This is a genomic window from Streptomyces sp. NPDC043746, assembly GCF_056436485.1.
Genome location: NZ_JBWKCM010000002.1, coordinates 208404 through 228566, shown reverse-complemented (window position 1 = coordinate 228566; position 20163 = coordinate 208404). Strand labels below are relative to the sequence as shown.

At 73.7% G+C, this 20163-nt stretch carries 22 protein-coding genes and 1 pseudogene; 13 read left to right on the top strand and 10 right to left on the bottom strand.

Annotation, left to right across the window (positions count from 1 at the left end; all coding sequences use genetic code 11):
* Positions 1-70: 70 nt before the first annotated feature.
* The 4 genes and pseudogenes from AC0682_RS03140 to AC0682_RS03125 all read left to right on the top strand — a co-directional run.
* Positions 71-331: a Txe/YoeB family addiction module toxin gene (locus tag AC0682_RS03140; RefSeq protein ID WP_478530674.1), complete on the top strand. Its 261-nt coding sequence runs from the start codon at positions 71-73 to the stop codon at positions 329-331.
* A 468-nt stretch (positions 332-799) separates the two neighbouring features.
* Positions 800-1513, top strand: coding sequence for a PASTA domain-containing protein (locus AC0682_RS03135; protein WP_478530673.1), 714 nt, complete (start codon positions 800-802; stop codon positions 1511-1513).
* A 225-nt stretch (positions 1514-1738) separates the two neighbouring features.
* Positions 1739-2383, top strand: a complete 645-nt coding sequence (locus AC0682_RS03130; protein WP_478530672.1) for an SAM-dependent methyltransferase — start codon at positions 1739-1741, stop codon at positions 2381-2383.
* 54 nt (positions 2384-2437) lie between these two features.
* A pseudogene (locus AC0682_RS03125) lies at positions 2438-2563 on the top strand (mini-circle protein); the annotation flags it as partial.
* Between the two features lie 72 nt (positions 2564-2635).
* On the opposite strand, the gene AC0682_RS03120 reads toward AC0682_RS03125, so the two are convergent.
* The 5 genes from AC0682_RS03120 to AC0682_RS03100 form a co-directional block, all read right to left on the bottom strand.
* Positions 2636-3547 (bottom strand): 4-(cytidine 5'-diphospho)-2-C-methyl-D-erythritol kinase, encoded by a 912-nt coding sequence (locus AC0682_RS03120; protein ID WP_478530671.1) that lies wholly within the window; start codon positions 3545-3547, stop codon positions 2636-2638.
* Positions 3544-4416 (bottom strand): 16S rRNA (adenine(1518)-N(6)/adenine(1519)-N(6))-dimethyltransferase RsmA, encoded by an 873-nt coding sequence (gene rsmA, locus AC0682_RS03115; protein WP_478530670.1) that lies wholly within the window; start codon positions 4414-4416, stop codon positions 3544-3546. Before rsmA ends, AC0682_RS03120 begins: the two co-directional genes overlap by 4 nt.
* Complete coding sequence (locus tag AC0682_RS03110) at positions 4413-5582, bottom strand: ubiquitin-like domain-containing protein (RefSeq protein ID WP_478530669.1); 1170 nt, start codon at positions 5580-5582, stop codon at positions 4413-4415. The genes rsmA and AC0682_RS03110 overlap by 4 nt, the downstream gene beginning before the upstream one ends.
* Positions 5583-5760: 178 nt before the next feature.
* Positions 5761-6636: a TatD family hydrolase gene (locus AC0682_RS03105; RefSeq protein ID WP_478530668.1), complete on the bottom strand. Its 876-nt coding sequence runs from the start codon at positions 6634-6636 to the stop codon at positions 5761-5763.
* A 193-nt stretch (positions 6637-6829) separates the two neighbouring features.
* A complete protein-coding gene (locus AC0682_RS03100; protein WP_254812365.1) occupies positions 6830-7189 on the bottom strand; it encodes a hypothetical protein in 360 nt (119 codons plus the stop codon).
* A gap of 475 nt (positions 7190-7664) precedes the next feature.
* Here AC0682_RS03100 and AC0682_RS03095 point away from each other — a divergent pair, with 475 nt between their 5' ends.
* Genes AC0682_RS03095 through AC0682_RS03075 form a run of 5 tightly spaced genes read left to right on the top strand, consistent with a single transcriptional unit; the run spans position 7665 to position 11601 of the window.
* Positions 7665-7841 (top strand): hypothetical protein, encoded by a 177-nt coding sequence (locus tag AC0682_RS03095; protein WP_019762097.1) that lies wholly within the window; start codon positions 7665-7667, stop codon positions 7839-7841.
* A 10-nt stretch (positions 7842-7851) separates the two neighbouring features.
* Positions 7852-8559, top strand: coding sequence for a hypothetical protein (locus AC0682_RS03090; RefSeq protein ID WP_478530667.1), 708 nt, complete (start codon positions 7852-7854; stop codon positions 8557-8559).
* A complete protein-coding gene (locus AC0682_RS03085) occupies positions 8556-9608 on the top strand; it encodes a DUF6895 family protein (protein ID WP_478530666.1) in 1053 nt (350 codons plus the stop codon). Before AC0682_RS03090 ends, AC0682_RS03085 begins: the two co-directional genes overlap by 4 nt.
* Positions 9605-10546, top strand: coding sequence for a DUF6895 family protein (locus AC0682_RS03080; protein WP_478530665.1), 942 nt, complete (start codon positions 9605-9607; stop codon positions 10544-10546). Before AC0682_RS03085 ends, AC0682_RS03080 begins: the two co-directional genes overlap by 4 nt.
* A complete protein-coding gene (locus AC0682_RS03075; protein WP_478530664.1) occupies positions 10543-11601 on the top strand; it encodes a serine hydrolase domain-containing protein in 1059 nt (352 codons plus the stop codon). The genes AC0682_RS03080 and AC0682_RS03075 overlap by 4 nt, the downstream gene beginning before the upstream one ends.
* Before the next feature lie 18 nt (positions 11602-11619).
* Here the strand turns inward: AC0682_RS03075 and rsmI are convergent, their stop codons facing one another.
* Positions 11620-12549, bottom strand: a complete 930-nt coding sequence (rsmI, locus tag AC0682_RS03070) for a 16S rRNA (cytidine(1402)-2'-O)-methyltransferase (RefSeq protein WP_478530663.1) — start codon at positions 12547-12549, stop codon at positions 11620-11622.
* A gap of 53 nt (positions 12550-12602) precedes the next feature.
* Between rsmI and AC0682_RS03065 the strand changes: the two genes are divergently transcribed.
* Positions 12603-14372: a dolichyl-phosphate-mannose--protein mannosyltransferase gene (locus AC0682_RS03065; protein WP_478530662.1), complete on the top strand. Its 1770-nt coding sequence runs from the start codon at positions 12603-12605 to the stop codon at positions 14370-14372.
* 50 nt (positions 14373-14422) lie between these two features.
* Here AC0682_RS03065 and AC0682_RS03060 read toward each other — a convergent pair whose 3' ends face one another.
* Together AC0682_RS03060 and AC0682_RS03055 are read right to left on the bottom strand one after the other, a co-directional pair.
* Complete coding sequence (locus tag AC0682_RS03060) at positions 14423-14581, bottom strand: hypothetical protein (RefSeq protein WP_478530661.1); 159 nt, start codon at positions 14579-14581, stop codon at positions 14423-14425.
* A gap of 79 nt (positions 14582-14660) precedes the next feature.
* A complete protein-coding gene (locus AC0682_RS03055) occupies positions 14661-14816 on the bottom strand; it encodes a DUF6131 family protein (RefSeq protein ID WP_103421101.1) in 156 nt (51 codons plus the stop codon).
* 451 nt (positions 14817-15267) lie between these two features.
* Here AC0682_RS03055 and AC0682_RS03050 point away from each other — a divergent pair, with 451 nt between their 5' ends.
* Both AC0682_RS03050 and AC0682_RS03045 read left to right on the top strand, forming a co-directional pair.
* A complete protein-coding gene (locus AC0682_RS03050; protein WP_478530660.1) occupies positions 15268-16911 on the top strand; it encodes a penicillin-binding transpeptidase domain-containing protein in 1644 nt (547 codons plus the stop codon).
* 329 nt (positions 16912-17240) lie between these two features.
* Positions 17241-17702 carry a peptidoglycan-binding domain-containing protein gene (locus AC0682_RS03045; protein ID WP_478530659.1) on the top strand — a complete coding sequence of 154 codons (462 nt, stop codon included), beginning with the start codon at positions 17241-17243 and terminating at the stop codon, positions 17700-17702.
* 118 nt (positions 17703-17820) lie between these two features.
* On the opposite strand, the gene AC0682_RS03040 is transcribed toward AC0682_RS03045, so the two are convergent.
* Together AC0682_RS03040 and AC0682_RS03035 are read right to left on the bottom strand one after the other, a co-directional pair.
* Positions 17821-18201 (bottom strand): hypothetical protein, encoded by a 381-nt coding sequence (locus tag AC0682_RS03040; RefSeq protein ID WP_478530658.1) that lies wholly within the window; start codon positions 18199-18201, stop codon positions 17821-17823.
* 201 nt (positions 18202-18402) lie between these two features.
* Positions 18403-19575 (bottom strand): ArsR/SmtB family transcription factor, encoded by a 1173-nt coding sequence (locus AC0682_RS03035; RefSeq protein ID WP_478530657.1) that lies wholly within the window; start codon positions 19573-19575, stop codon positions 18403-18405.
* 294 nt (positions 19576-19869) lie between these two features.
* On the opposite strand from AC0682_RS03035, the gene AC0682_RS03030 reads away from it, so the two are divergent.
* Entirely contained in the window at positions 19870-20010 is a 141-nt protein-coding gene (locus AC0682_RS03030; RefSeq protein WP_478530791.1) for a hypothetical protein, read from the top strand.
* Positions 20011-20163: the final 153 nt, after the last annotated feature.

The following is a 20163-nucleotide window of genomic DNA, read 5'->3' as shown; positions in this document are numbered from 1 at the left end:
GGGGGCCGGTGGCGCGGCCCGGGCACCGGGGAAGCGCGATACGGTTTTCCTGTACGTACAGGATCCCGTAGTGAAGTTCGTGTGGGATCAGTCGGCCTGGGACGACTACGTCTGGTGGCAGAACCAGGACCGCGAGATCCTCACGCGGATCGACACGCTGCTCCAGGACAGCGCCCGGAACGGCAACGAGGGCGTGGGCGAGCCGGAGCCCCTGAAGCACGGATTCCAGGGGTACTGGTCGCGCCGCATCACCGATGAGCACCGGCTCATCTGCAAGGTGGTCGACGACGAGGTGCGTGTCGCCGCCTGCCGCTACCACTACCAGCGCTGATCGCTGCCACGCACTGCCCGCCGCCGCGCCCGCCAGCCCCGCGAAGAGGCCCCAGCCGTACCGCTCGTGGAGCCTCGGCAGCGGCGGGGTGAACGCCACCATCGCCAGGTAGATCCCGATGAACCAGAGCGGCTGGGTCACCAGTCGCAGGGTGACCCCGGTCAGCGCGCCGCCTCCGCCGAGCAGTTGGACGAGGAGCGCGAGGACGCCCCGGACCAGCACGAAGACCGCGGTGGGGCGCGGCAGCCGCTGGAACCGGGCCCGCAGGAACGCAGTTCGGCGCCTGAGTACGCGAGAGGGCGGCGGGCCCCTCCCGGGCCCCCTCCCTACCGGGAGGTAGATCTGGACAGGCCGCCGCCGGAGGCGTAAGCAGGGCCAGAAGCCACTCCTCGGCCGGGCGGACGCCGGGATCAACCCCCTTACGCGTACGCCCTGTTCGCCGTTCCCCTGAATCGGAGTACCACCATCGTGCGGATTCCTCGCCGCCTCGCCCCCGTCGCCCTCGCCTGCCTGCTCGCCCTGGCCGGCTGCTCGGGCGGCTCCACCACGCAGGCCGACAGCGGCACCCCGACGGCCCCGCCTCCGTCCGCCACCACTCAGGCGGCCGACCCCACCCCCAGCCCGACCCCCACCCCCGCGCCCGATCCCGTCATGCCCGCCCTGCACAGCCAGACCTACGAGGACGCCCGGGCCGAGCTGGTCCGCCAGGACATATCCACCGCACTGGTGAAGCCCGCCGCCCAGCACAAGGACGTCATCCTGCCCCCGGACCACGACGGCTGGTACGTCTGCGACGCGAGCCCCCGGACCGGCACCGAGGTCAACGCCACCACCACGGTCACGGTCAGGCTCGCGAAGGACTTCAACGACTGCACGACCAGCTTCAACGGATACCTGCACCAGAAGAACGACCCTGCCTACACCCCGCCGGCGCCGAAGCCGGCGCCCACCACGCAGGCCCCCGCCCCGGCCCCCGAGAAGCCCGCGCCGAAGCCCGTCGGCGGCTCGATGACCACCTGCCCCGACGGCAAGCAGGGTTACGCCTGCACCTCCAACGGCCACCCCGTCGTCGACGGCCAGTTCTGCCCCAAGGCCGACCGCGGCCGCACCCTCAAGGCCACCAACGGGACGACGGTCACCTGCTCGTACGACCCGAGCGTCCGACCGTACCGCTGGCAGTAGGACCGTCCCCCTGGCCGGGTCCGGTGATCAGGTCCGGTCCGGGTCGGCCCGTGCGGGCGCCCGCATCCCGTGCGGGCGCGACGCCACCGGTGTCCTGGCTGCCGTCCGCGTCCCCGCTCCTGCACGCGACTTGCCAGAACGGCAAGATCCCGTGCGGTCGGCGGCGGGCCTGGCAAGACTGAGCGCGCACCCCCTTCTCCGCCTCAGCGCCAAGGAGCCCCGCCCATGAACACCACCGCCGACGCCCGCACCGCCTGGGACGGCATCTACGCGGCCCGGCCCGCCGCCACCGACCCCCGGCCGAACGTCCGCCTCACCGAGACGGTCGCGGACCTGCCGCCCGGTGAGGCGCTGGAGCTGGGCTGCGGGGAGGGCGGCGACACGCTGTGGCTGGCCCGGCGGGGGTGGCGCGTCACCGCCGTCGACCTCTCGGCCGTGGCCGTCGAGCGGCTGAACGCCCTGGCCCGCTCGCACGGGCTGGCCGACCGGGTCACCGCCGAACGGCACGACCTGGGCGCGTCCTTCCCCGAGGGCCCCGACGGCGGGTTCGACCTGGTCACCGCGCACTATCTGCACAGCCCGTTCGACCTGGACCGGTCCGCCGTCCTGCGCCGGGCCGCCCAGGCGCTGCGGCCCGGCGGGCGGCTGCTGGTCGTCGACCACGGTTCGACCGCGCCGTGGTCGTGGAACCAGGACCCCGACGTCCGCTTCCCGAGCCCTCGGGAGGTCGCGGAGGGACTGGCGCTCGACCCCGCCGACTGGACGGTCGAGCGGGCCGACGCCCCGCGCCGCACCGCGACCGGGCCGGACGGCACCACCGCGGAGGTCACCGACCACGTCCTGATCGTCGTCCGCCGCGCCGACGCCTGACCGGCCGTCCCGGAGAGGGAAGTCCGTCCGCGGAGGAGACGAAGGAGAACCGCCGTGGCAAACCGTGCCCGCCGTCGCGACACCCCGCCGCCCCGCACCGGCACCACCGAGGCCGAGACCCTGCCGGGCTTCCTCGACTACCTCCGTACCTCCGTCGCCGCGAAGGTCGAAGGCGCACCGGGCAACGCGGACATCCTGCGCGAACTGGTCGACGGGACGACGGGCCGCTGAGCCTCCCCGGCCCTCAGCGGCTCACGGGGAGGGCGTCACCACGTGCGCGCCCCGCGCGGGCGCCGGAGCGACCCGCGCGTTGCGGCAGGTCCCGGAGGCCAGCAGCGCGTCGGCCACCTTGCGGGCCGCTGGCTCGTCCGCCACCAGGAACGCCGTCGTCGGCCCGGACCCCGAGACCAGGGCGGCCAGCGCCCCCGCCTCCGTGCCCGCCGCCAGCGTCTCCGCGAGGGAGGGGCGCAGGGAGAGCGCGGCGGGCTGGAGGTCGTTGCCCAGGGTCGTGGCGAGTGCGCCCGGGTCGCCGGAGCGCAGGGCGGCCAGCAGGGCGGGCGAGGCGGTCGGCTCGGGGATCTCCGCCCCCGCCGTGAGCCGGTCGAACTCCCCGTACACCGCGGGCGTCGACAGCCCTCCGTCCGCCACCGCGAAGACCCAGTGGAAGGCGCCGCCCACCTCGAGAGGGGTCAGCTTCTCGCCGCGGCCGGTACCGAGCGCGGCCCCGCCGACCAGGCTGAACGGCACATCGCTGCCCAGCTCGGCGCAGAGGGCCAGCAGTTCGTCACGGCTCGCGCCCGTTCCCCACAGGGCGTCGCAGGCGACCAGGGCGGCGGCCCCGTCGGCGCTGCCGCCCGCCATGCCGCCCGCGACCGGGATGTCCTTGGCGATGTGGAGATGGACGTCGGGCGTGACGCCGTACCGCTCGGCCAGGGCCACGGCCGCGCGGGCGGCGAGGTTGGTGGCGTCCAGCGGGACCTGGGCGGCGTCCGGGCCCGAGCAGGTGATCCGCAGCTCGTCGGCGGGCGCGGCGGTGACCTCGTCGTACAGGCCGACGGCGAGGAAGACGTTGGCCAGGTCGTGGAAGCCGTCGGGCCGGGCGGCGCCCACGGCCAGCTGGACGTTGACCTTGGCGGGGACGCGGACGGTGACGGTGGCGGTCATGCCGACACCCCCGGCTTGTGCTCCGCGATCGCGGCGAACTCCTCCACCGTCAGCGACTCGCCGCGCGCCTGCGGCGAGATCCCGGCGGCGGTCAGCGCGGCCTCGGCGGCGGGCGCGGACCCGGCCCAGCCGGAGAGCGCGGCCCGGAGCGTCTTGCGGCGCTGGGCGAAGGCCGCGTCCACGACGGCGAAGACCTCGGCGCGGGAGGCCCGGGTGGCGAGCGGTTCGGTGCGGCGGACGAGCGAGACGAGGCCGGAGTCGACGTTCGGGGCGGGCCAGAAGACGTTGCGGCCGATGGCCCCGGCGCGCTTGACCTCCGCGTACCAGTTGGCCTTCACCGACGGCACGCCGTAGACCTTGTTCCCCGGGCGGGCGGCGAGCCGGTCGGCCACCTCGGACTGGACCATGACGAGGGTCCGCTCGATGCTCGGGAACCGCTCCAGCATGGTGAGCAGCACGGGCACGGCCACGTTGTAGGGGAGGTTCGCGACGAGCGCGGTGGGCGCGGGGCCCGGCAGCTCGGTGACCTGCATCGCGTCGGAGTGGACGAGGGCGAAGCGGTCGGCCCGCCCGGGCATCCGGGCCTGGACCGTGGCGGGCAGCGCGGCGGCGAGGGTGTCGTCGATCTCGACCGCGACCACCCGGTCCGCCGCCTCCAGCAGCGCGAGGGTCAGCGAGCCGAGCCCGGGGCCGACCTCGACGACCACGTCGTCGGGGCGGACCTCGGCGGTGCGCACGATGCGGCGGACGGTGTTGGCGTCGATGACGAAGTTCTGACCGCGCTGCTTGGTGGGGCGTACACCCAGCTTCGCGGCCAGGTCGCGGATGTCTGCGGGGCCCAGGAGGGCGTCGGGCTCTGTGCTGCTCACCCGGTAAGCCTACGGCCGCAGTGCGGCCACGGACTCGCCCCCCGCTGTACGTAGAGCTTCTTCGCCCGGTACGTCTGCTCGGCGGCGGGCGCGTCCTGGGGCCGCCCGCTGCCGCCGAGGGACTGCCAGGTCCGGGTGTCGAACTGGTACAGCCCGCCGTACGTCCCGCTCGGGTCCACCGCCCCCGCCCGCCCGCCCGACTCGCAGGCGGCGAGCGCGGCCCAGTTCAGCCCGTCCGCCCCGGCGACCGAGGCGGGCCGCTGCCGGGTGCCGGTGCGCACGACGCGGCTGACCGGCCGGTGGACCAGCTCCTCGGCGGTCCGGCGGGGCTTCTGCCGTACGCCGTTGACGGTCCGGACGGCGTACGTGACCCGGCGCACGCCGTTGCGCCCCGCCCGCTCCACCCGTTCGATGCCCCGGAACAGCTCGGGGTCCTCGCTCCGCTCGACGGCGTACGGGATGCTCTCCTCGCGCACCTCGTGGGTGTCGGTGATCCGCAGGACGGAGACCGTCTGCCCGTCGCGCGGGAAGCTCGTGGCGGCGACGGAGGTGGTGTCCAGCCCCTCCAGGGTGATGCCCGCCTGGGCGAGGGCCTCGCGGACGGTGGCGGCGTTGGTGCGCAGGGTGCGCTCCTGGCCGTCGGCCATGAAGGTCACGGTGCGTTCGGTGCGCACGGTGAGGGTGAGGCCGGTGCGGGCGACGGGGGCCGAGCGGGGGACGGAGAGGTACGCGCCCTCGGTACGGACCCCGAGGGCGCGGAGGGCCTCCTCCACGGTGGCGGCGGTCGTCCAGACCCGGCGGCGGTGGCCGTCGAGGGTGAGGTCGAGGGGGCGGCCGTAGCGCACGGTGACCCGGTCGCCGTGGGCCAGGTCGGTGCCGGGGGCCGGGGAGACGCGGTCGTGGGTGCCGACGGTGACGCCTTCGTCGGCCAGCAGCTCGGTGACGTCGTCGGCGAAGGTGTGCAGGGTGCGGGGCGTGCCGTCGACGTCCAGCCGGATCGCCTTGTCGTGGGCGACGAACGCGGTGGTGCCCCCGGCCAGGAAGGCGACGACGAGGGCCCGGGGGACCAGGCGTGCGAGCTTGAGGTCCTCGGGGTTCGCGCCGGGCGTCCGGCGGCGTTTGGCGGCCCGCCGGGCCTCGGCGCGGGTGGGCCCCTGCCGGGGCACGGTGGGGGCGGGAGGCGGGGGCGCCGTCGCCGTGCCCCCTCCACCGCCGCCGCGCGCTGCCCGGTGACTGCCCTGCGAAGTTCTCACACCGCTCCCGAAGATCCGCCCTTGTCCCCGTCGTGCGCGGGGACGATAGCCGAGCTTCGGTGACGCGCCAAAGCGACACGGCTGCCAGGAGTCAGAAGTCGAACGCGCGTGCCGTGTTGTCGTAGACCGCGGAGGCCAGCGTGTCCTCGTCGACCCCTTTGACCCCGGCCATCGCGCGGAGCGTGACGGGGATGAGGTAGGGGGCGTTGGGCCGCCCCCGGTAGGGGGCGGGGGTGAGGAAGGGCGCGTCCGTCTCGACGAGGACCAGCTCCATGGGGGCCACGGCGAGCGCGTCGCGCAGCGGCTGGGCGTTCTTGAAGGTCACGTTCCCCGCGAACGACATGAAGTACCCGGCCCGTGCGCAGACCTCGGCCATCTCCGCGTCGCCGGAGTAGCAGTGGAACACCGTCCGCTCGGGGGCGCCCGCGTCCGCGAGGACCCGCAGGACGTCGGCGTGGGCGTCCCGGTCGTGGATGACCAGGGCCTTGCCGTGGCGCTTGGCGATCTCGATGTGGGCCCGGAAGGACTCCTCCTGGGCGGCGATGCCCTCGGGGCCCGTACGGAAGAAGTCCAGGCCGGTCTCCCCGACCCCGCGCACGTGGTCCAGGGCGGCCAGCGCGTCGATCTCCGCGAGGGCGTCGTCCAGCGCGGCCTTGCCGCCGGGCTCCCGGGCCCCCTGCCGGGCGGTCCCGGCGGCACCCTCGACGTACCCGTGGACGATGCGCGGGGCCTCGTTGGGGTGCAGGGCGACCGAGGCGTGGACGGCCGGGTGGGCGGCCGCGGTCTCGGCGGCCCAGCGGGAGCCCGCCACGTCGCAGCCCACCTGGACCACCGTCGTCACGTTCACCGCGGCGGCCCGGGCCAGGGCCTCCTCGACGGTGGAGTCCTGCATGTCCAGGTGGGTGTGGGAGTCGGCGACCGGGACCCGGAGGGGTTCGGGCAGCGGCGGGGCTTCGGTACGGCTCATGCGCACGACTCTACGAGGGCCCGGGTCCGCCGGCGTACGAGGACCGGGCCCTTACGGCTCTCACGGTCCTCACGCGGGGAGGCGCTCCACCGGCGGCACCGGGCCCGGCTCACGTACGGCCCGGATCGGGGGCGACCTGCTCTGCGCGGCCCGGGGCAGGTCCGGGCCGCGCAGAGCAGGTCGGCCCCGGGGCTCACCTGCGGTGGAACAGGTCCGCCAGCCGCCAGGGGTGGCGCTCCGGTCCGGTGTCGGCACCGGCGGGCCCGGCCGGCTCCGCCGTGTGCGCGGGGCCGGGGCGGCGCTGGAGCAGCTTCTGCACATCGGCCACGCGCCCGGCCCGCATGATGCGGACCACGTGCCCGCCGCAGTTGGTGCAGGTGGGGGTGGAGAGCGGGGACGGCACACGCTCGCCGTCGGCCGTGTACGTGACGAACTCATGGCCGTAGACGTCCACGTGGTGCTCTATCTCGTAGGACTGCTCCCAGCCGTACCCGCACCGCATGCAGGCGAAGGCGTACGCCTCGTGGACGGTGGTCGCTGCGATCTCGCTCATACCCGCTCCTCTTTGTCCGCCGGTCAGGCACTCCGGGGACGGCCTCCCCGCCCGAGGGGTTCGGACAGGTGGCCCGTCCCCTCCAGTGGACACCCGTGCGGAGGCGGACGCACCAGCTCAGAGCCGTTATTGGTGCGTTCTTGCCCTCCTTTTGCCGCCCTTTGCCGCCGCATGGCCCGCCGGAGGGCTCCGGACGGACAGCCCGTGACCGGCGGGCCGGACGCCCCGTGACCGGCGGGCCACCGAGCGCCCCGCACGCGCCTGCCGCCCGGAGCGAATGCGCCCGCGCACCACCCCCACGCCACTCCCCGAAATTCCCCGTATTACGGCTCCCCCTCACCCGTTCGGCCCATGAATTCACCATTCAATTGAATACCCGATTTCCCCCACTCGCCCTCTCCGATTTGCGGAGCCCTCATTCCTCCTTTTCACTCGTTACGTCCACCCCATTTCCCACAGGACGGGGAGCAACCTCATGTACACCACGGACACCACTGCCACCGACATCGAGTTCGACCTCGACGCCGCGCTCAACCCGGGCGAGATCGACGGCGTGTACCGCGACACCCGCGAATGCGCCTACCTGGCGCTCCTCGCGGGCGGCGGCGCCCTGCTGCTCTCGCCTCCGACCCCGCGCCCGAAGAAGGGCTGAACGTCGGAACATGGACCAGACACATGCGTCGTCCCCGCTGGCGGGTGCCGTGCATGACCTGGCAACAGAGGTGGTCCTCGCTCTTCGGAGCGGGGACCACCTCGCCACGGTGTGCGGCGCGGCGGGAATCGACGAGGAGAACCGGACCGGAATCGCGGCCGCGCGGGTCATCGGCGCCGATGTGCTGCTGCCGAGCGTGCTGTACGGACGTCATCCGCATCCGGGGGACGTCGCCGTGCTCGACCGGGCGGTACGGGAGTTCCCGCCCAAGCCCGACGCCCCGGCCGCGACGGCCTGGAGCCACTGGCACATGATCTCCACCCTCCGGCGGATCGCCCCGCCGTCCCCGGGCACCCCGGTCACGACCACGTACGAGGAACCGGACGCGGCGTGGCTGGAGCAGGCGCCCTGGCAGTCGTTCACCCATCAGCTCTCGGTCCTCGCCCCTCTCGCCGTACCGGCCGCCCCCTCGGCCGTGCAGCGGGCCGCCGCGGGCCGGGCGGTCGACCTCGCACGCGGCTTCGTCCGCGCGGTCCGGCGGCGCGACTGGCTCCAGGCGGCGGGCGCGGGCCGCTGGCTCACGGCCACCGGCGGCGAACCGGCCACCCTGGGCCTGGAGCGCGGCCTCGACTTCGTGGAGCTGATGGGCGGCCACGACCCCCGCGTCACCCTCCACGTACGGGCGGCACGGCTGATGGCCGAGGCGAGGGCACGATGACGACGACCGCGACGCACCGGCACCCCGGAGCCCACCCGGGCCACGCCTCCCGGGAGCGCCCCTCCCCCGGCGCCGCGCTCACCGTCCTCCCGCACGTCCTGCGCGGAGCCCTCGCCTGGACCGACGCGCACCGCGCACGGTTCGCGCTCCCCGACGACGTCCTGGAACCCCACACCCAGGTCAACGCCACACTCAAGCCCCTCGGCGAACTGGCCCAGCTCTGCTCCACGGTCACCGCCGCCACCGCTCCCGGCACCCCCGAACACGAGGTGGCCGGGGGGCTCGTCGGGTACGCCTGGCAGCAGGTGGGCGCGGGCGACCTCCTCCTGGAGCTGCTCCGCCTCGAACCCTTCGCGGCCTACCCGTACGAGATCTACGCCGCCTTCGCCGGGCACGGGCTGCGCCACGAGGGGTTCGAGGCGCTGGCCCGGCCGCTCACCGCGACCCGCGCCTGGGCCCACACCGAGCAGCACGCCAACCGGCAGCTCGGGCTGGTCAACTCGGAGCGGCGGGTGGGGGTGCTGACCCACACCGACGCGGGCGGGGTGCTCTCCCGGACCTGGCTGGGCGGTCTGTCGGAGCCGTGGATGTTCGAGGGCCCCTCGGGCTACGCGCTGACGCACACCGTCTTCCACCTCACCGACTGGGGCCGGATGCCCGACCGGGTACCGGAGAAGATCGACGGCTATCTGCGGACCTGGCTGCCGGCCTGGGCCGACGGCTGCCTGGAGAGCGGCCAGTGGGACCTGACCGGCGAGCTGCTGGCGGTGGCGGCGTCGCTGCCGGGCCCAGCCCCGGCGGAGCTGCTGGACGCGGTCTGGCCGGTGCTGGCCGACGTCCAGCACGGGAGCGGCTGCGTCCCGGAGACGGGCGTACCGGTGCGGGACCCCGCGCCGGTCGACGAGGGCGCGCCGACGGCCCCGGACCCGTACCCCTTCATCGACTGCTACCACTCCACGCTGGTCACGGCCTTCGCGGCGGCCCTGTCCCTCAGGTCGCTGCGACAGCCGGGCGAGACGACTCCCGGCCGGGAAAGGCACACCCCATGAGCAGCGGCACCACCACCGGCATCCAGCAGATCCACGACGTGGGGGCGAAGGCCCTGGGCTGGCTGTACGAACACCGCGAGGGCTTCCGGCTGGAGGCGGACCCGTCACCGGAGGCGGGGATGCTGGACCGGTTCAAACCGCTGGGCGAGCTGGCACTGATCGGGAAGGTCATCTTCCGCGAGGGCGTGGCGGGTTCGCAGCAGTCGGCGCTCGCGCACAAGCTGCTGGACCACGCCTGGCACGAGCTGCTGGGTTCGGGGGCGCGGCTGCTGGAGGGCCAGCGGCGCGAACCGCTCTCGCCGGTACCGCTGGAGGTCTACGTACCGTTCCGGGAGCTGGGCTACCGGCAGCCGGACCTGGAGTCCGCGATCCGGCTCAACCACGGGCTGGCCAGCTGGGCGGGGCTGGAGGTGCTGCCGGTGCGGCGGCTCGGGCTGAGCGCGATCGAGCGGCGGTTCGGGGTGGAGCCGAGCGTTCCGGAGACGGCGGCCCTGGCCCGCACCTGGCTGGCGCGGCGGGCCGAGCCGTGGACGGTGGAGGGCCACATCGGCTACGACATCACGCACACGGTCTTCCACCTCACGGACTGGGGCGAGAGGCCGGCCGGGCTGCCCGCCGACATCGCCGAGTACCTGGCGCTGTGGCTGCCGGCCTGGCTGGACGACTGGCTGGACCTGAAGCGCTGGGACCTGCTGGGCGAGCTGCTGGTCGTGGACGCCTGCCTGCCGGAACCGACGCTGGACGCGGCGGCCTGGCAGGGGTTCGCGCAGGCGCAGCAGGCGGACGGGGCGATGCCGGTGGTGGGCCAGATGCCGGAGGGGGACGAGGAGGCGGTGTTCGACCTGGTCTACCACCCGACGCTGGTGGCCGCGTTCGCCTCGGCTCTGGCGATGAGCCGGGCCCTGTCGGACCTGAGCACGGAACCGGCCCCGGCATGACGGACGTGACGGCGTCGCCGGTGACCACGGGTGCCGACGACCCGGCCACCGCCCGCCTCCTGGCCGAGGCGGCCGGGCGGATCGACGCCCCGGACGTGGTGCTCGCGCTGAGCCGGGGCGGAGTCCGTACGGTCCACTCGGGCGGAAGCGCGGAGCCCGGCCCGATCCCCCGGGAGCGGCTGCACCACGAGCTGGGCTCGGCCTCGAAGCCGTACGCGGGTCTGCTGCTGGCCCGGCTGGTGGCGCAGGGGCGGGTGCGGTACGAGGACCGGGCGGCGGACCTGCTGGCCCCGGGGCTCCCGGTGCACCCGGCGGTGCGCCGGATCACGCTGCGCCAGCTGCTCACCCACACCTCGGGGCTGCCGGGGCTGCCCGCCGACTTCTACCCGCAGGCGGTACCGCGCTGGTCGACCGACCCGTACGGCAACTACCCGGCGGCCCGGGTGGTGCGGGCCTTCCTCCGTGCCCGCCCGCGCCACCGCCCCGGCACCCGGTGGCGCTACTCGAACTTCGCGGTCTCGGTCCTCGGCCACACCCTCGCGGCCGCCACCGGGACCCCGTGGGAGGTGCTGCTGCACCAGCAGGTGCTGGCCCCGCTGGGCCTGGAGGCCACGCTGCTGCGCCCCGGCCCGGACGGCACCGACGCGACCGGCCACCGCCGCGACGGCACCCCGCTGCCCGCACTGGACACGGGGGGCTTCACGGCGGCGGGGGCGCTGCGCGCGACCCCGCTGGACCTGCTGACGTTCCTGGAAGCGCACCTGGGGGGCGGCGAGCCCCGGGACCCCTCGCTGGCCGCCGCGCTCACCGAGGTGGTCCGCCCGCTGCTGCGGCGCGGCTGGCGCCACGCCCACACCCACACGCTGACGTGGTTCCAGCACCCGTCCCCGTACGGCCCGGTCCTCTTCCACGCGGGAGCGACCCTGGGCCAGCAGGCGTTCCTGGGCTTCCGCCCGGGGACGGGTCTCGCGGTGGCGGCGACGGCGACGCGGCGGGTGCACCGGAAGGACACGTTCGTGGCGACGGCGTACGAGTTGCTGACGCAGACGCCGTGAGAACGCGTACGGGTACGCCTACGGCTTGGGCGCCTGCCAGGAGGCGTCCCCGGTCCCCTTCTCGGCGTTCTTGGCGTTCTCGGCGTTCTTGGCGTTCTTGGCGGCGACCACCGCGTCGAACACCTCCCGCTTGGGCAGCCCGGCAGCGGCGGCGACGGCGGCGATGGCCTCCTTGCGCCGCTCCCCCGCCTCCTCGCGCACCCGCACGCGCCGCACCAGCTCCTCGGCGTCCAGTTCCTCCGGCCCGGAGTCGGCGGCGCCCTCGACGACGACGGTGATCTCACCCCGTACGCCGTCGGCGGCCCACACGGCCAGCTCACCGAGCGGACCGCGCCTGACCTCCTCGTACGTCTTGGTCAGCTCGCGGCAGACGGCGGCGCGCCGCTCGGCGCCGAAGACCTCGGCCATGGCGGCGAGGGTGTCGTCCAGCCGGTGGGGGGCCTCGAAGAAGACCATGGTGCGCCGCTCGTCGGTGTTCTCGCGGAGCCGGGAGAGCCGCTCACCGGCCTTGCGCGGGAGGAACCCCTCGAAGCAGAACCGGTCGACGGGCAGCCCGGAGAGGGCGAGCGCGGTGAGCACGGCCGAGGGCCCCGGCACGGCGGTGACACGGATGTCCCGCTCCACGGCGGCGGCGACGAGCCGGTACCCGGGGTCGGAGACGGAGGGCATCCCGGCGTCCGTGACGAGGAGCACCCGGGCTCCCCCGACGAGCGCTTCGACCAGCTCAGGGGTACGGGCGGACTCGTTGCCCTCGAAGTAGGAGACGACACGCCCCGAGGTGTGGACGCCGAGCGCCTGGGTGAGCCGGCGCAGCCGCCGGGTGTCCTCGGCGGCGACGACGTCGGCCTTCTCCAGTTCGGCGGCCAGGCGTGGCGGGGCGTCCGCCACGTCACCGATGGGGGTCCCTGCGAGCACGAGCGTTCCAGTCGTTCCAGTCACATCAGCCATCCTCGCAGCACGGGCAGCACCCTTCGCACAGATGCGTTCCCTACGATGGCGCGGTGACGAGTACCGCACCCGAGACCCAGCGGGGCCAGGACGCCGGGGACCCGCTCGGCGAAGAGCCGACCCCCTGGCAACGGCGGCTGCGCCGTTTCGGCCATGTCCCCCGCCCGGAGACACCGCTCCGCGACCGGCTGGACCCGCCGTACACCCGGCCGGGCCGCCAGGTGTGGTCCGTCCTCGCGATCTCGCAGCCGCTGGCCGACCGGCTGGTGCGGTGGTCGGGCTGGGGCGGCCCGCTCCTGGTGGCGCTGGTGGCGGGTGTGCTCCGCTTCTGGAAGCTGGACCAGCCGCACGCGGTGATATTCGACGAGACGTACTACGCGAAGGACGCGTGGGCGCTGGTCAACCAGGGGTACGAGGGGTCGTGGCCCAAGGACGTCGACAAGCTGATCCTGAAGGACCCGTCCTCGGTGCCGGTCCCGACCGACCCGGGGTATGTGGTGCACCCGCCGGTCGGCAAGTGGGTCATCGGCTTCGGTGAGCAGCTGTTCGGCTTCACGCCGTTCGGCTGGCGGTTCATGGTGGCGGTGCTCGGCACGCTCTCCGTCCTCATGCTGTGCCGGATCGGCCGGCGGCTCTTCCGCTCGACGTTCCTGGGCTGCCTGGCGGGGCTGCTGCTCGCGGTGGACGGGCTGCACTTCGTGATGAGCCGGACGGCGCTGCTCGACCTGATCGTCATGTTCTTCGTGCTGGCGGCCTTCGGATGCCTGCTGGTGGACCGGGACCGTGCCCGCCGCCGGTTGGCCGCCGCGCTGCCGGTGGATGGGGAAGGGGTGCTGCGCCCGGACGCCCGGATCGCGGAGACCCTGCGCCTGGGGTGGCGGCCGTGGCGGCTGGCGGCGGGCGTGATGCTGGGCCTGGCGTTCGCCACGAAGTGGAACGGGCTGTACGTGCTGGCCGCGTTCGGCCTGATGACGGTGTTGTGGGACGTGGGCGCCCGCCGCACGGCAGGCGCGGCTCGCCCGCATCTGGCGGTACTGCGCCGGGACTTGGTCCCCGCGTTCGTCTCCACGGTCCCGGTGGCGATCGTCACGTACCTGGTCTCCTGGACCGGCTGGATCGTCACGGACAAGGGGTACTACCGGAACTGGGCGGCCACGGAGGGCAAGGACTCCGGCTGGAGCTGGCTGCTGCCCGACTGGCTGCGGAGCCTGTGGCACTACGAGACCCAGGTGTACGACTTCCACGTCGGCCTCACCTCGGGCCACACGTACGAGTCCAATCCCTGGAGCTGGCTGGTGCTCGGCCGCCCCGTCTCGTACTTCTACGAGGAGCAGACGGGCTGCCAGGAGTCGGCCACGGGCAAGTGCGCCGCCGAGGTCCTGGCCATCGGCACGCCCCTGCTCTGGTGGCTGGCCTGCGTCGCCCTCGCGTACGTGGTCTGGCGCTGGCTCTTCCGCCGCGACTGGCGGGCGGGCGCGATCGCGTGCGGCGTGGCGGCGGGCTGGCTCCCCTGGTTCTTCTACCAGGAGCGCACGATCTTCCTCTTCTACGCGGTGGTCTTCGTCCCGTTCCTCTGCCTGGCCGTCACCATGCTCCTGGGCGCGGTCATCGGCCCGGCCGCGGGCAAGGGCACCCGCGCCGAACTGGGCCTGACGACGGCCGACCCGACCGGCGAACGCCGCCGCACCCTGGGCGCCATCGCGGCGGGCGTCCTGGTGCTCCTGATCATCTGGAACTTCATCTACTTCTGGCCGCTCTACACCGGGACGTCGATCCCGGAGAACCTGTGGCGGGACCGGATGTGGCTGGACACGTGGGTGTAGCCGAACGCCCGAGGGGTCCGACACCGGCCGGTGTCGGACCCCTCGGGCGTTCATGCCTCGGTCCCGCGCTGTCCGCGTCGCAGCACTGCTCTCGTCCACAGCGTCAGACCGACGAGCGAGAGAACCACCGCTCCTCCGACGACCACGGGGACGGCCCCGATGAGGAGGAACGAGAGCAGCAGCTCCGCCCACGTCGGTTCTTCGCCCATCGTGCTTCCGCTCTGCTCCATGGACGCCGTGACGCGGGCGGACGGGGATCAGTTCCGGAGAGGGCCGAGGAAGGGTCGGTCAGAAGAAATGCTTTCGCCCGCCGACGGCGCGACCGGTCGCGCCCAGGATCCACAGGACGGCACCCACCACGATCAGGATGCCGCCGATCGTCGTCAGCAGCGACACCTTGACGAACAGGCCGATTATGAGCAGAAGAAGTCCAAGGAGGATCATTTTTTTCATTCCCATCGTCAAGTCCGATTCGGGCGCGTGCGCGCCCGAAACTTCACAACGGCCTCAATGCACCCCACCGGTACATCCCGAATGCGATCACGTCATCGCCAGGATCTCGTTGCGTCCGTCCTAGTGCCCGGCAGAAGCGGGTTCACTCACGACGACGGAAATTTGTTCGCGGGCCCATTTCCGCGGCTCGGCCTTCGGGACCTCCGCCCGGTTTTCGCCCCCCGTCACGCCGTGACGGAGTCCTCCAGGCCCGCGGCAGCGGAGGGGCACGGGGAGAGCGAGGGAGGACCGGATTCCGGGGGAACGCATCCGGAGTGCGCTTTCCGGCCAAGCATTCCGGTCCGGTAACAACGCCCTCACCGACCGCGACGACCCTTTAGGGTTCCTCACTGTTGCCCGTTGAACTTATTCAGGGGGCGGTTCCGGGGAGGGGGCTGCACAGATGCGCAGTGGAGCGAAGGTCGCCGTGGTCGGCGGAGTGTTCGTGCTGGTGGCCGGTGGGGTCGGCTACGCGGCGTACGACACGCTCGGGGGTGACGGAGGCGGCACCGGCAAGGTCGCCTCTCAGAACGCCACGCCCGAGGTGAAGACGGGGCCGCCGAGCGCAGAGGAGATAGCCGAGACGTCGAAGGGGTTCTTCGACGCCTGGGCGGCGGGGGACGCGTCGGGTGCGGCGCTGCTCACCAACAACGAGGCCGAAGCGGAGCCCGTAATCGCCTCGTACGGCAAGGACGCCCACATCGGCGACGTGAAGATCACCCCGGAGGCGGCCGTCGGCACGAAGGTGCCCTACACCGTCACGGCCACCGTCACGTACGGAGGGAAGTCCAAGCCCCTGTCGTACGCCTCCGAGCTGACCGTCGTACGCGGCCTGACGACCGGGAAGGCCCTCGTCGACTGGGAACCCACCGTCGTACACCCGCAGTTGACCGAAGGCGCGAAACTCAGGACGGGCGAGTCGTCGACGGCGGCGATCGAGGCCGTCGACCGCGACGGGACCGTGCTCACCAAGGAGAAGTACCCCTCGCTCGGGACGATCCTGGACACCCTGCGCCAGAAGTACGGTGCCACGGCAGGCGGTTCGCCCGGAATCGAGACCTGGATCGATCCCGCCGAGGACGAGCAGCCCGACATCAACCTGCTGACCCTCGCCGAGGGCAAGCCCGGCACGGTGCGGACCACGATCGACGCGGGCGTCCAGGCGGCGGCCGAGCAGGCGGTGAAGCGGTACGGGGAGTCCTCGGTGGCGGCCGTCCAGCCGTCCACGGGCGCGATCGTGGCGATCGCCAACAACCGCGCCGACGGCTACAACGCCGCCATGAGCGGCCAGTTGGCCCCCGGCTCCACGATGAAGATCGTGACGGCGGCGATGATGATCCGGAACGGTCTGGGCAGTATCGACGCACCGGCCGAGTGCCCGGCGACAGTGGAGTGGGGAGGGGTGACCTTCCAGAACCTCAACCGCTTCTCCGTCAACGGCGGCACCCTGCGCGAGGCGTTCGCCCGGTCCTGCAACAGCACCTTCATCAAGCCGGTCAAGCCGCTCGGCGCCCGGGCCGGCACGGCCCTCGGCCAGGAGGCCCGCGACTACTTCGGCCTCGGCCGGGACGACTGGCAGACCGGCGTGCCCTCCTTCGACGGCAGCGTCCCGGAGTCGTCGGGGGCCGAGACGGCGGCCTCGTACATCGGGCAGGGCAAGGTGCTGATGAGCCCGCTGAACATGGCGTCGGTCACCGCCACGGTGAAGAACGGCGGCTTCAAGCAGCCGTACCTGATCGCCCGCGACGTGGACAACCGGCCGTTCGCCACGGCCAGCCCGCTGCCGGCCGGTGTGGCCGAGCAGCTGCGGCAGATGATGCGCTACACCGCGACCAGCCCCACCGGCTCCGGCACCAAGTCCATGGCGACCGTGGGCGGCGACAAGGGCGCCAAGACCGGCTCGGCGGAGGTCGACGGGCAGACGTCGAACAGCTGGTTCACCGGCTTCAGGAACGACCTCGCCGCGGCGGCGGTGGTCCAGAAGGGCGGTCACGGCGGCGACGCGGCGGGCCCGGTCGTGGCGGAGGTGCTGCGCGCGGGCCGCTGAGCAGCGGCCGGGACCGCGGAGCCCGCCGGTCCCGGGCCCGCACTCCTGAGCCTCCCCCGTTCGCCGGCCCGCCGGGCCCGGGACCGGGCCCGGCGCTCCCGAGCCCGCCGCTCCCCGGGCCGAGCAGCCTGGGGCACAGGCGGTCGTCTTCCCGGCCTCGGTCCCGCCGCCGTCCCGAAGACGTCCCACTGGCCGGGAAAAGACCAGGTGACATGCGTGGCACCCGTCCCACCGTCCCGCGCGTCCCGCGTTCCCTTGCCGCCGTCCCGAGCCACGTGACAGCGTCCCTGCCGTCTCCAGGACCGACCGAACGAACGAAGGGGAAACACATGCGACCGAGCATCATGACGAGGTCGATCGTCGCCGCCACCGCCGTGGCCGGACTGGCGGTGGGGACCCTCGCCGGTGCCGGCACCAGCTTCGCGGCCCCCGCGCCGACCGCGGCCCAGCAGGCGGCGAGTGCCGACGCCATCGGCACCTTCGCGGTGAACAACCTCGGACTGACCACCAAGCAGGCCGCGGGCATACAGCGCAACTGGCTGCCGGGCTGGGGTTACACCGGAGCCGCCGACGGCCAGCTGGGCACCAACAGCTGGAAGGCCGTCCAGCGCTTCCTGGCCGCCCAGTGGGGCTACCGGGACGCGATCGACGGAGTAGTCGGCCCCAACACGATCAAGGCGCTGCAGCGGTTCCTGAAGCAGCGCGCCGGCTACACGGGCCAGATCGACGGCATCGCCGGACCGGGCACCAGGGCCGCATGGGCGAACTGGGCCAACTACATCGGCAGGTGATGAGGCACCACGCCTGCCTCGCCCCTCCACGGAGGAGGAGAAGAGGCGAGGCAGGCGTGCGGACCGGATCCGGAGGGGCGCCCTCAGGGCTGTCCCGCAATCCCTGGCGGGACAGCCCTTAGGGGGCGAGCCTGATCGAGTTGATCGGGGTCAGGTTCACGTCCCAGTAGGTCCACGGGGGCATCTTCTCGCCGCAGCCGACCCCGTTGTAGCCGGTGCAGAGCTGGACGGTCGCCCCGCCGGTCTGGTTGTTGAACACCCGGTGGGTGCCGATCTTGTTGTTGAGGTTGTAGACGCCGTAGCGGTAGTACGTCGACTCGGGGCGGTTGCCGTTCCAGGACGCGCCCGGGTAGATGCAGACGTACCCGGACCGGCAGCCCGCGTAGGTGTCCTGGGCGTCCTGGGTGTCGGGCGCCCCTGCCTGCGCCCCCGCTCCCGTCGCCAGCACGGCGCCCGCCGTGAGCATCAGCGTCACTGCCGCTCGTACGAAACTGCGCATGTCGTTTCCTTCCTGCCCCGGGCCCCGGGCCCGGCACTCCCCTGTAGGACGGGTGGTGCACATCGTCCGGCCGACTGCCCCGCGTGTTCCCTGCGCCGGGTGAGCCGACCGGATGGCAGAAGCGTGGCAGCGGTACGGCCCCGCGCGCCGCACCCTTTCATCAGGGTGAAACCGTCCCGCCGACCGGCGCCCGGCGGGCGGTCACCGCGGCCCGGCCAGCGCCGCCGCCGGCCCGCCTCCGCTCGCCCGGGAGCCCGCCCCGGCCGCCCCGGCCGTCTCCAGCAGCCGCTGCCCGAGCGGCGTCGGGAGGTGCAGCACACAGCGGCCCTCCTTGCGGCAGGCGGTGAGGCCCGCCTCGCGCAGAATCGCCAGCTGCTGGCTGGTGTTGGGCAGCGAGCAGCCCACCGCGAGGGCCAGTTCGGACGTGGTGGCGCAGCCGCGCGAGGCGGCCTCGTACAGGAGCGCGGCACGCGTCGGCCCCAGCAGCCGGGCGAGCGAGGCGCCGGAGGCGGCGGAGTCCACGGACGTGGCGGGCAGCCCGGGGCCGGGATGGGCGAGGGCCGCCTCCACCGGCTTCTCCACCGGAAAGACCAGCACCGGCAGCAGCGCCGCGTCGAACAACGTGATCGGCCTGCGCCAGCAGAAGTACGAGGGCACCAGCAGCAGGCCGCGCCCCGCCAGGTGCAGATCACGCTCGACCGGGTACGTCACCTCCAGGACGGGCGGGCTCCACCGGGCCATCGGGCGGAAGGTCTCCAGCAGGGCCCGCACCCCTCCCGCGGCGAGTTCGCGGGAGCGCCAGGCGACGTCCGAGGCCACCGCCGCGTCGATCCAGGGCCGGTACGGGGCGACGAACCCCGCGTCGTACGCCGTGAGCAGCCCGCCCAGCGCCCGGAGCGCCCCCGCGTCGCCCCGCGCCAGCCGCTCCCCCGCGAAGGGCCGCAGCGGCCTGGGCGGCGGCGCCCCCGGAACCGCCGCCCCCGGCCCCCGTACCCCTGCCCGTACCGACTCCGTCAGCAGGGTCAGCTCCCGGCGCAGCCGGCTCCGGGGCGTCGACAGCACCCGGTCCACGCCCTGCCGCAGATCGACGGTACCGCCGTCCACGGCCGGGGTCAGGAAGTCGGGGATGTACGGGCCGCACGGCACCAGGCTCCGCAACGCGAGCGCGACCGCCCGATCGCCCCCGGCCCCTCCCCCGCTCCCGTCGGCGCCCCGCAGCCGGGCCGCGACCGCCCGCCGCCACGGCCCGAACGCGATCGGGCCCTCGCCGGTCTGGATCCGGCAGAGGCTGCACACGATCTCCCAGAGCGGGTCGGGGCTGCGGGCGAGACGGACGTACGCCAGGTCCTGGGCGGTGAAATGGATGCGCAACACTATTTCCCCCTTGTCGCACTTTCCTGTACATATCGCCCTCTCACTGTGGCGTGACCGGACGAAGCCCTGATCACCACCCGCGATTTCCGGCCGAGGAGGACGCAGGGATTGGCCGGACACTCCGGGGAAAGAGCGCGGGGGCGCACGCGGTGAAGGGCGGGGCCCGCCCCTCGTAACCCCCTCGCATGCCCTCTACACCGACCGCTGGCGTGCAGCCATGAGCACACCCGAGCCCACCGAGAACGTGATCGCCCACGCGGGCGCGACGGTTGTGGATGTGCGCGAGCCCGCCACGTGACCCCGCTGGTCGCCCTGGCGGTCCTCGTGGGCGCGGCGATCGGCACCCTGTTCTTCAAGGAGCGCTTCGGCGCCCCGAGGATCGCGGCGGCGGGACTGATGGTGGTGGGCATCAGCCTCATGCTGCACACGAGTTGATCTCTGCGGACCACCCCGGCCGCGGGGCGGCCTGCTCCCCTCCTCCTGGGGAACCCATGGAAGCGGGGGGGGGGGGGGGGGGGGGGGGGGGGGGGGGGGGGGGGGGGGGGGGGGGGGGGGGGGGGGGGGGGGGGGGGGGGGGGGGGGGGGGGG